A 10,407-nucleotide genomic window follows, 5' to 3' on the forward strand; every position below is an offset into this window, starting at 1 on the left:
GTTTCAGAAAGACCGAGGCGCCTGGATTTGGGTCGGCTTCGCCACCCAGCGCGGGACAAGCCCGCTCACTACAAGGCTGCACCTCACTTGCAGCGATAACCCTCAGGCATCGTGACGGTGTAGTCGCGTCGTACACGGTCCTGGAAATTCAGGTTCTGCAAACCCTGCTCCACCAGAAAGGCTTCGACCTTGGCAGCCTGGCAATCCTCGTTATAGGACGAGGCCCGGAGCAGGTACACCGCACGTTTGCTCACTTCGTCGCGGGCGGTGGCCGTGAAGGTGGTGAGGGTGGTGTAGCCGGTTCGCTCCGAAGTGCCCACGGGGCCATAGGTGGTGTTCGGCGTACTGGTGCAGGTCAACTGGTCGTCTTTCTTCTTGCTCTTCTTGCACTGGGTGGAGGTGCTGGTCGGCACCTGGCCATACTCGGTAGCGGTATAGCGGTAAGTCACCTGTCGGCTGTCGATATCGAGGGTGACGGTCATTTTGATCGGTGCGTGCTGCTTGGGCAGCGTGGCGTCGGTGAACACTTCTCGGAAGCCTTGGTCTTTCAGGGCGTTGACCATGTCGCGCAAGTAGTAGCGGGAGTTCAGGGCGTTTTCATCACTGCCGCCGGTGGAGGTCACCAGCACCGTTGCCTGCCGATCAAAGTGATAATCGGGGTCAGGTGTTGCGTTGATCATTACGTCCAATTGCGTGGCGCATCCACTGAGCAATGCGCTCAGCAGTAACAGCGTGCAGAACAAGTACCGGGGCATGAAATAAACCTTACAACGGAGAATCGGGTAAAAGCAGAACGATTGAGCGGCGCGAAAAATAACGCTCAATTGTCCAGTCAAAGTGCCTTGGGCGGAAATGGCCCGGCAGCCATTAAATCGCAGGCAATAAAAAACCCCAAGGAACGCATTGTTCCTTGGGGTTTCTCGGTATTTTGGTGCCCAGAGACGGAATCGAACCGCCGACACGGGGATTTTCAATCCCCTGCTCTACCGACTGAGCTATCTGGGCAACGGGGCGCATTAAACGGGTTTTTCAGGGGGTCGTCAAGCAAGTTTTCAAAAAATATTTAATTATTACCGTCGCTTACGTGCAGACCCCGGTTTTTGATCAATTATTGAGCAGGCGGCACGTAGCCGTCGGCCTTGGCGTAATCTTCGCCGGAAAAGAACTTGTCCATCTCGCCTGCCAGGTATTTACGATCTTCGCCGTTCATCATGTTCAGGCGTTTTTCGTTGATCAGCAGGGTCTGGTGTTTCAGCCAGTCGCCCCAGGCTTTGGCGGAAACGTGGTCGAAAATGTCCTGGCCCTTGGCGCCTGGGTATGGAGGGCGTTCCAGGCCCGGTAGTTCTTCTTTGTACTTGCGGCACATGATGGTGCGGGTCATGACGACTCTCCTGCGTTCAATACATCGGCCGCGCGCTTCAGCAGCTTTTTTACCGGAGCGGCAAGGCCCAGGCGCGGCGGGGTGGCGAGGTTATACCAGAGCCAGTCAGCCTCGGCCACGTGATGGGCGGTTTCCTCGACCTGCACCAGCCAGGGTTCGATGGCCAGTTGGAAGTGGCTGAAGGTGTGGATCAGTCCCGGCAGTTCCTGTTGCTTGCCCAGAGCCAGCGCGTGCTGGTTGGCGAGGTGGTCCAGGTCTTCCAGGTCATCCAGCTCCGGCAAACTCCACAATCCGCCCCACAGGCCCGTGGACGGGCGGCGGTAAAGCAGAATCGCGCCTTCGGCGTTGGCCAGCAGCGGCATCAGCGTGCGTTTTTGCGGGATGGCCTTGCGCGGCTTGGGGATCGGGTAACGCGTCTCCAGGCCGAGCATGTGGGCCTCGCAGCCTTTTTCCAACGGGCACAGCAGGCAGCTGGGTTTGCTGCGGGTGCAGAGCGTGGCGCCCATGTCCATCATCGCCTGGGTATAGGCGTTGACCCGGTCATGAGGCGTGAAGCGCTCTGCAGTGGCCCACAGCTGCTTGGCCACCTTGGGTTCGCCTGGGTAGCCTTCTTGCGCGGTAAAGCGCGCCAGCACGCGTTTGACGTTGCCGTCGAGGATTGGTGCGCGCAGGCCCATGCTCAGGCTGGCGATCGCACCGGCAGTGGACAGGCCAATACCGGGCAATTCAGTGAGTTTTTCGACGTCGCGGGGAAATTCGCCACCGTATTCGGCGACGACAATCTTGGCGGTCTTCTGCAGGTTGCGGGCGCGGGTGTAGTAACCCAGGCCCGTCCACAGGTGTAGCACTTCGTCTTCAGGTGCGGCGGCCAGGGCTTCGACCGTTGGCAGCGAGGCCATGAAGCGGTCGAAGTAGTTGAGCACCGTGCTGACCTGGGTCTGCTGCAACATGATCTCCGAGACCCACACCCGGTAGGGCGTGATGCCCTGTTGCCAGGGCAGGTCGTGGCGACCGTGGCGGTCGTACCAGTCGAGCACCGCCGTTGAAAATTGCTCGTTTTTCATCGCTTGAACAGGCCTTTGAGGGCGTCTTTCAACTGCGGGTTGACCTTGTCGAGCTTCTCTTCAAGCTTGTCGCTAAGCTTGTTGCCGGCTGCCTTGAGGGCGACTTGGGTCAAGCCATCCTTGTCCAGCCGGCATGCCTTGGCGCCTAGCTCCAGCGGGCCCCGGCAGCGCAGCGGCACTTCGATGCCCTGGAAGTTGGCGCCGACCTGGCAGGCCGGGTCCGGCACGTCGCGCTTATCACCTTCGACGATGATGCCGACACGGTAGTCCATGCCCAGCACGCGCAGGTCGACGTCGCCGTTACCGTTGACGGTCAGCCCCGGAATCCGCACTTTCAGGTCCGGGTTGCTGGCCACACCGTTACGGAAGGTCAGGTTGCCGCGCAGTTCCTGGAATGGCGTGTCCTTGCCTTGTGGTGTGCTGCTCAAGGTCTTGCGGTTGAGCAGGGCGATGCCGGTACACAGTTGCTGTTCAAGGTTGGCGTTGAGCAGCATGCCGTTGTTGATCACGAAGCTGGCGGTGCCGTTGAGGCTGTCGATCAGCGCTTTTTGGCTGTTGCCGCGACCTGTCAGGTTGCTGTCGAGGGTGATCTGGCCCTTGACCGGCGGGTTTTGCCCCTGGGCCTGCAGGATGCGTTCAACCGGCACTTGCTTGATGTGGGTTTGCAGCGCCACGACCGGGATGTCCTGGCGTACATCGAGTGTGCCGTTGGCCTGGAATGTGCCGTTGTAGAGGCCGCCGCTCAGGCTGTCGAGCTTGAGCTGGCCGTCGAGGCCGGACGCTTTGAGCGCAGCATTCTGGATCGGCAGCTTGCTCAGGGTCAGTTGGCCGAAGGCCAGGTCGGCGTCCACGTCCAGGGTGCGCAGGCGGGTCAGCGGCAGCAGCTTGTCGGTGCTCCACGCACCTTTGGTTGGGGCTTCCGGCAGCGGTGTATTGCCGCCGGCCGCCATGGCGCCCACTTCACTGTTCTGCACTTCGGCCTGGCGGGCAGAGGCTACGCCTTTGGCGGACTCGGATTTGGCCGGCAGGTAGTTGTCGGCGTTGAAGGTGTCGCCCTTGAGCTGAGCGCGCAGGGACTGCTTGGCGAAGTCATCCACGGCGACGCGGCCGGTGAAGGTGCTGCCATCGAGCTTGAGGTTCAGATCTTCCAGAGCCACGCTGGTAGGCGTGCCTTTGAGGCGGCTGACCAGCTCGACCTTGCTCAGGCTGCCTTCGGTCATGGCCGGCAACGGGTGACCGACGCTTTCTAGAAACTTGGCCAGGTCAAACTGGGCGATGGAGAGGGCGCCGCTGAGCTGCGGAGTTTTGTTCAGGTCGTTGACCTTCAGCTCACCCAAGGCTCGCAGTTGGTTGGCGGACAGCTTCAGGTTGGTCCACTCGGCGATATTGGCCGCAAGGTCCACTAACACTTGACCCTGGGTGGAGTAGGTCACGGTCTTGCCCTGCAATGGCTCGCCGGTGGCTTCGCCGCTCAGTCGCATGTCTTCGAGCTGATAGCGCTTGAGGGCGTTCTGGATGCGCAGGTTGCCGTTGAGTTCGGTCTTGACGCGCATCAGGGGTTGGTTGGTGCCCAGGAATGCGGTGAGTTTCAGCGGAATGCTGGCGCCTTCGTGTACGGCGCCGGCGCTCAATTGGATGCTTTCGGCGCTGAACTGCTTGCCGGTCTGCTCATCGTTGTATTCGACGCGGGCGTTGTTGATCGTCAGGCTGTCGATATCCAGGCGGATCGGTTTTGACGGCTTCTCGGGTTCTGGCTCGACAGGCTTTTCCACAGGTGCGGGAACGGGAGCCTCGGCGCCCGCCACTGGCACGTTCTTGCCGATGTCTTCCCAGTCACCGTGACCTTGCTTGTCGCGGTTCAGGCGCAGGTTGAGGCCTTCGACACGCACGTCGCTCATCTGCACTTCGCGGCGCAACAGCGGCAATACGCGTACTGACAGGCCGAGCATCTGCAGGTCGGCGAATGGCTTGGTCGGATTGGTCAGGGTGGCGACGCTGGCTTCGTGCAGCTCCAGGCCCAGCCAGGGGAACAGGCTCCAGCCGATGTCGCCATTGAGCGTCAGCTCGATGTGGGCCTTGTCGCGGGCTATCTGGCGAATCTCGTTTTTGTAGTCGTTGGGATCGAAGAGGTGGGTCAGGGCAAAGCCCAGGGCCACAATGATCAGCAACAGCCCGAGAAGTACCAGACCCAGGATTTTGCCGAACGCTTTCATGGGCGAGTCCTTGTATGTCGAATTCAAAATTTAGCCGAAGAGTATAACGCCCGCAGCCTCCCGTCAGTTCACGGATCGTTACATTGTATCTAGCCAGCCAGAAACGGGATTTTGGCGCCAAACAATACAGCTATCGCGAAAAAGGTGATGTCAGTTTGGTTTTTCTGTCATCAGCAGGTGCTAATCTGCGCGGGTTCGTCTGTCGTCTGCGACATAGCGTCGCGTTTAAACGGAGCTTTACTCAACAACAACGGCCAACGCTTTGCGTGCAAGGTCGAGGGAGAGAGCGTCTGGCGGACACATACTAATAACTGGGGGAAACACCAATGAGCACTAGCACTGCGGCCGGTAGTATTGCCGCACAGCCTGCGTTCCTGTCCAAGGAGCGCATCATCGCCAAGCCCGGGTTCAACCGCTGGCTGGTTCCACCGGCCGCCCTGGCCATCCACTTGTGCATCGGCATGGCCTACGGCTTTTCCGTGTTCTGGTTGCCGCTGTCCAAGGCGCTGGGCATCACCGCACCCGTCGCCTGCGCGCCGGACATGAGCTTTATCGCCCAAGTCTTCTCGTCCCAATGCGACTGGCCCATCTCCATGCTGGGCTGGATCTACACCCTGTTCTTCATCTTCCTGGGGTGCTCGGCGGCGATCTGGGGCGGCTGGCTGGAACATGCCGGGCCACGCAAGGCGGGCGTTGTATCGGCGTTGTGCTGGTGCGGCGGGCTGTTGATCTCGGCGTTGGGTATCTACACCCACCAGATCTGGCTGATGTGGATCGGCTCCGGGGTCATTGGCGGTATCGGCCTGGGCCTGGGCTATATCTCGCCCGTGTCGACCCTGATCAAGTGGTTCCCGGACAAGCGTGGCATGGCGACCGGCATGGCAATCATGGGCTTCGGCGGTGGCGCGATGGTGGGTGCACCCCTGGCCGCAGCGCTGATGGGCCACTTCGCGTCGCCGACCAGCGTGGGCGTATGGCAAAGCTTCCTGGTGATGGCTGCGATCTACTTCGTGTTCATGATCGGTGGCGCCTTGTCCTACCGTGTTCCGCCGACCGGCTGGAAGCCTGAGGGCTGGACCGCGCCGGCGAAAAAAGCCAGCAATGCGATGATCACCCACCGTCACGTGCATGTGAACGTGGCCTGGAAAACCCCGCAATTCCGCCTGGTGTGGCTGGTGCTGTGCCTGAACGTGTCCGCCGGTATTGGCATCCTCGGCATGGCTTCGCCCCTGCTGCAGGAAGTATTTGGTGGCAAGTTGCTGGGCGTCGACGTGCCGTTCGGTCAACTGGATGCGGGCCAACTGGCCTCCATCGCGGCCATCGCCGCGGGCTTCACTGGTCTGCTGAGCCTGTTCAACATTGGTGGCCGGTTCTTCTGGGCGTCGTTCTCCGACTACCTGGGCCGTAAAAACACCTACTTTGTGTTTTTCGCCCTGGGCTTTGCCCTGTACGCGCTGATCCCGAACCTGGGGCATCTGGGCAACGTGGCGCTGTTCGTGGCGGCGTTCTGCATCATCCTGTCGATGTACGGCGGTGGTTTTGCCACGGTTCCGGCCTACCTGGCCGACCTGTTCGGCACCCAGATGGTCGGCGCGATCCACGGTCGCCTGCTGACCGCGTGGGCAGCGGCGGGCGTGTTGGGCCCGGTACTGGTGAACTACCTGCGTGAGTATCAGCTGAGCATCGGCGTTGAACGTGCTGCGGCCTACGACATCACCTTGTACATCCTTGCGGGCCTGTTGGTGCTGGGCTTCATCTGCAACATGCTGGTACGCCCGGTGGCCGACAAGTACTTCATGAGCGACGCCGAACTGGCCGCCGAACAGGCGCTGGGCCATGACAAGGGCGCGGACGCCACCACTTCCCTGGAGTGGAAAGCGGCTTCCGGCACCGTGCCATTGGCCATCGCCGCCTGGTTGGTGGTGGGTATTCCGTTGGCGTGGGGTGTGTGGGTGACCCTGCAGAAGACGGCGGTGCTGTTCCACTAACACCGCAAACCTTTGTGGGCGCGGTTCCTGTGGGAGCCGGGCTTGCCCGCGATGGGATCACCTCGGAGAAACTGAAAAACCGGGGTGTCCGCATCGCAGGCAAGCCAGCTCCCACAAAAGCTGGTTCTCACATGTATGCACATGTCTATCCCCGACATTCCTCGCTTCAACTCGTCAGTCTTATCCCCTTCGATGTTTCTGTTTAGCGCCCGCGCCCCTATAATGGCTGCCTTTTTCGCCCAATGATTTTGCGGAGCTGGTGATGGCCGAACGTAAGGCGTCCGTCGAGCGCGACACTCTGGAAACCCAGATCAAAGCCTCGATCAACCTGGATGGCACCGGAAAGGCCCGATTTGATATCGGTGTACCTTTTCTTGAGCACATGCTGGACCAGATCGCCCGTCATGGGCTGATCGACCTGGATATCGTCAGCAAGGGCGACCTGCACATCGACGACCACCATACGGTGGAAGACGTGGGCATCACCCTCGGCCAGGCGTTTGCCAAGGCCATCGGCGATAAAAAAGGCATCCGTCGCTACGGCCACGCCTATGTCCCGCTGGACGAAGCGCTGTCGCGCGTGGTCATCGACTTCTCCGGCCGCCCAGGCCTGCAGATGCACGTGCCCTACACCCGCGCCACCGTGGGCGGTTTCGATGTCGACCTGTTCCAGGAGTTCTTCCAGGGTTTCGTCAACCACGCCCTGGTCAGCCTGCACATCGACAACCTGCGCGGCACCAACACCCACCACCAGATCGAAACCGTGTTCAAGGCTTTCGGCCGCGCCCTGCGCATGGCCGTGGAGCTGGATGAGCGCATGGCTGGGCAAATGCCCTCGACCAAGGGCGTCTTGTAATGCAGACGGTCGCGGTTATCGATTACGGCATGGGTAACCTGCACTCGGTGGCCAAGGCCCTCGAACACGTAGGTGCCGGCAAGGTGCTGATCACCAGCGATGCCAACGTGATTCGCGAAGCTGACCGGGTGGTGTTCCCCGGCGTCGGTGCGATCCGCGATTGCATGGCCGAGATCCGCCGCCTGGGCTTCGACAGCCTGGTGCGCGAAGTCAGTCAGGACCGCCCGTTCCTCGGCATCTGCGTGGGCATGCAAGCCTTGCTCGACCGCAGTGAAGAGAATGAAGGCGTCGACTGCATCGGCCTGTTTCCTGGCCAGGTGAAGTTCTTCGGCAAAGACCTGCACGAAGACGGCGCCCACCTGAAAGTCCCGCACATGGGCTGGAATGAAGTCAGTCAAACGGTGGATCACCCGCTGTGGCACAACATTCCGGACCTGGCGCGTTTCTATTTCGTGCACAGCTACTACATCGCCGCCGGTAACCCGCGCCAGGTGGTGGGTGGCGGGCATTACGGCGTCGACTTCGCCGCAGCGCTGGCCGACGGTTCGCGCTTTGCCGTGCAGTTCCATCCGGAGAAGAGCCACACCCATGGCCTGCAATTGCTGCAGAACTTCGCCGCGTGGGATGGTCGCTGGTAAATGGCCAAGAAACCGAAGCCGCCGATCTTGAACCTCACGCCCGAGCAGGAGCGTGAGGCCACTCACAAGATCAAGGCTTTCATGGAAGACCGTTTCGAGCTCAAGCTGGGCTCGTTCGAGGTCGCCGAGATTCTTGAGTTGTTTACCACCGAAGTAGCGCCGCACTATTACAACCGGGCGGTTTTCGACGCGCAGACGCTCCTTAAAGAAAGGTTCGAAAGCATCGAAAGCGACCTGTGGTCGCTTGAGAAGCCCTGACTTCCCAAGCATTGCTGAATATCGAATAAGGTTTGCCAGATGCTGATTATCCCCGCTATCGATCTCAAGGACGGTGCCTGCGTACGCCTGCGCCAAGGCCGCATGGAAGACTCCACTGTGTTCTCCGATGACCCGGTGAGCATGGCCGCCAAATGGGTGGAAGGGGGTTGCCGTCGCCTGCATCTGGTGGACCTGAACGGTGCTTTCGAAGGCCAGCCGGTCAATGGCGAAGTGGTTACCGCGATTGCCAAGCGTTACCCGAACCTGCCGATCCAGATCGGCGGCGGTATCCGTTCCCTGGAAACCATCGAGCACTACGTCAAGGCCGGCGTGAGCTACGTGATCATCGGCACCAAAGCCGTGAAAGACCCGGCGTTCGTCGCCGAAGCCTGCCGCGCGTTTCCTGGCAAAGTGATCGTGGGCCTGGACGCTAAAGATGGTTTCGTCGCCACCGACGGCTGGGCTGAGATCAGCACCGTGCAGGTGATCGATCTGGCCAAGCAGTTCGAAGCCGACGGCGTGTCCGCCATCGTTTATACCGACATCGCCAAAGACGGCATGATGCAGGGCTGCAACGTTCCGTTCACCGCTGCGCTGGCCGCCGCGACCAAAATCCCAGTGATCGCCTCCGGCGGCATCCACAACCTGGGTGACATCAAGTCGCTGCTGGACGCCAAGGCCCCTGGCATCATCGGCGCCATCACCGGCCGTGCGATCTACGAAGGTACCCTGGACGTCGCCGAAGCCCAGGCTTACTGCGATGCCTACAACGGCTGAGGACTGACCATGGCGCTGGCCAAACGCATCATCCCTTGCCTGGACGTCGACAACGGTCGCGTGGTCAAGGGCGTCAAGTTCGAGAACATCCGTGACGCCGGCGACCCGGTGGAAATCGCCCGTCGCTACGATGAGCAAGGTGCCGACGAGATTACCTTTCTCGACATCACCGCCAGTGTCGACGGTCGCGACACCACGCTGCATACCGTCGAGCGCATGGCCAGCCAGGTCTTCATCCCGCTGACCGTGGGCGGTGGCGTGCGCACTGTGCAAGACATCCGCAACCTGCTCAATGCGGGCGCGGACAAGGTCTCGATCAACACCGCGGCCGTGTTCAACCCGGAATTTGTCGGCGAAGCCGCCCAGCACTTCGGCTCGCAATGCATCGTCGTTGCCATCGATGCCAAGAAAGTCTCCGGCCCGGGCGAAACCCCGCGCTGGGAGATCTTCACCCATGGCGGGCGCAAGCCGACCGGCCTGGATGCGGTGGAGTGGGCGATGAAGATGGAAGGCCTGGGCGCCGGGGAAATCCTGCTGACCAGCATGGACCAGGACGGCATGAAAAACGGCTTCGACTTGGGCGTCACCCGTGCCATCAGCGATGCGCTGGGCATCCCGGTAATCGCCTCCGGCGGTGTCGGCAACCTGCAACACCTGGCCGACGGCGTGCTCGAAGGCCACGCCAGTGCGGTGCTGGCGGCGAGTATTTTCCATTTTGGCGAATACACCGTTCCCGAGGCCAAGGCGTACATGGCGGCGCGCGGTATCGTCGTTCGCTAAACGCTGCTGGACACCATGGCAGGCCAGAGGCACTCTCTGCGCTTGCCATGGATTCCGGTAACTTTCATGTTCAAGCACCTGCTGCTCGCCCTTGCCAGTACTTCCCTCCTGTTGACCACTCCGGCTCACGCCGAGGAACCGTCCGACGCCTCCCTGGTGTTGCTGACGGAAAACTTCCCGCCCTACAACATGGCGAAAAACGGCAAGAACTTCGCCAAGGACGAGAACGTCGAAGGTATCGCCGTGGACATCGTGCGCGAAACCTTCAAGCGCGCCGGCATTTCCTACAACCTCACCTTGCGTTTCCCCTGGGAGCGAATCTACAAGCTTGCCCTGGAGAAGCCTGGCTATGGTGTATTCGTGATGGCACGCCTGCCGGATCGTGAAGCCCTGTTCAAATGGGTCGGCCCCATCGGCCCGGATGATTGGGTGATGCTGGCTAAGGCTGACAG

10 protein-coding genes, 1 tRNA gene and 1 pseudogene are annotated in these 10,407 nt (G+C 60.9%); 7 read left to right on the forward strand and 5 right to left on the reverse strand.

The window, feature by feature from the left end; genetic code table 11:
• Positions 1–83: 83 nt before the first annotated feature.
• The 5 genes from ACRESD_RS09905 to ACRESD_RS09925 all read right to left on the reverse strand — a co-directional run bounded on the left by ACRESD_RS09905 (position 84) and on the right by ACRESD_RS09925 (position 4,658).
• Positions 84–755: a hypothetical protein gene (locus tag ACRESD_RS09905; RefSeq protein ID WP_431750753.1), complete on the reverse strand. Its 672-nt coding sequence runs from the start codon at positions 753–755 to the stop codon at positions 84–86.
• A gap of 174 nt (positions 756–929) precedes the next feature.
• A tRNA-Phe gene (locus tag ACRESD_RS09910) sits at positions 930–1,005 on the reverse strand.
• A gap of 103 nt (positions 1,006–1,108) precedes the next feature.
• On the reverse strand, positions 1,109–1,381 hold the full coding sequence (locus tag ACRESD_RS09915) for an oxidative damage protection protein (RefSeq protein WP_053253876.1): 273 nt from the start codon (positions 1,379–1,381) through the stop codon (positions 1,109–1,111).
• Entirely contained in the window at positions 1,378–2,445 is a 1,068-nt protein-coding gene (mutY, locus tag ACRESD_RS09920) for an A/G-specific adenine glycosylase (RefSeq protein ID WP_431750754.1), read from the reverse strand. Before mutY ends, ACRESD_RS09915 begins: the two co-directional genes overlap by 4 nt.
• Entirely contained in the window at positions 2,442–4,658 is a 2,217-nt protein-coding gene (locus tag ACRESD_RS09925; protein ID WP_431750755.1) for an AsmA family protein, read from the reverse strand. Before ACRESD_RS09925 ends, mutY begins: the two co-directional genes overlap by 4 nt.
• A 326-nt stretch (positions 4,659–4,984) precedes the next feature.
• Here ACRESD_RS09925 and ACRESD_RS09930 point away from each other — a divergent pair, with 326 nt between their 5' ends.
• The 7 genes and pseudogenes from ACRESD_RS09930 to ACRESD_RS09960 form a co-directional block, all read left to right on the forward strand.
• Positions 4,985–6,646 carry an OFA family MFS transporter gene (locus ACRESD_RS09930; protein ID WP_431750756.1) on the forward strand — a complete coding sequence of 554 codons (1,662 nt, stop codon included), beginning with the start codon at positions 4,985–4,987 and terminating at the stop codon, positions 6,644–6,646.
• Positions 6,647–6,908: 262 nt separating this feature from the next.
• Positions 6,909–7,502: an imidazoleglycerol-phosphate dehydratase HisB gene (hisB, locus tag ACRESD_RS09935; protein WP_017849940.1), complete on the forward strand. Its 594-nt coding sequence runs from the start codon at positions 6,909–6,911 to the stop codon at positions 7,500–7,502.
• Positions 7,502–8,140, forward strand: a complete 639-nt coding sequence (hisH, locus tag ACRESD_RS09940) for an imidazole glycerol phosphate synthase subunit HisH (protein WP_431750757.1) — start codon at positions 7,502–7,504, stop codon at positions 8,138–8,140. The genes hisB and hisH overlap by 1 nt, the downstream gene beginning before the upstream one ends.
• Positions 8,141–8,398 carry a DUF2164 domain-containing protein gene (locus ACRESD_RS09945; protein WP_431750758.1) on the forward strand — a complete coding sequence of 86 codons (258 nt, stop codon included), beginning with the start codon at positions 8,141–8,143 and terminating at the stop codon, positions 8,396–8,398.
• A gap of 39 nt (positions 8,399–8,437) precedes the next feature.
• The gene (hisA, locus tag ACRESD_RS09950) at positions 8,438–9,175 is read left to right on the forward strand and encodes a 1-(5-phosphoribosyl)-5-[(5-phosphoribosylamino)methylideneamino]imidazole-4-carboxamide isomerase (protein WP_003187784.1); all 738 of its coding nucleotides are present in this window, start codon (positions 8,438–8,440) and stop codon (positions 9,173–9,175) included.
• A gap of 9 nt (positions 9,176–9,184) precedes the next feature.
• A complete protein-coding gene (hisF, locus tag ACRESD_RS09955) occupies positions 9,185–9,955 on the forward strand; it encodes an imidazole glycerol phosphate synthase subunit HisF (RefSeq protein ID WP_003187786.1) in 771 nt (256 codons plus the stop codon).
• Positions 9,956–10,021: 66 nt separating this feature from the next.
• Positions 10,022–10,407, forward strand: a pseudogene (locus ACRESD_RS09960) (amino acid ABC transporter substrate-binding protein); the annotation flags it as partial.

This window comes from Pseudomonas sp. (assembly GCF_050739995.1).
Taxonomy (GTDB): Bacteria; Pseudomonadota; Gammaproteobacteria; order Pseudomonadales; family Pseudomonadaceae; genus Aquipseudomonas.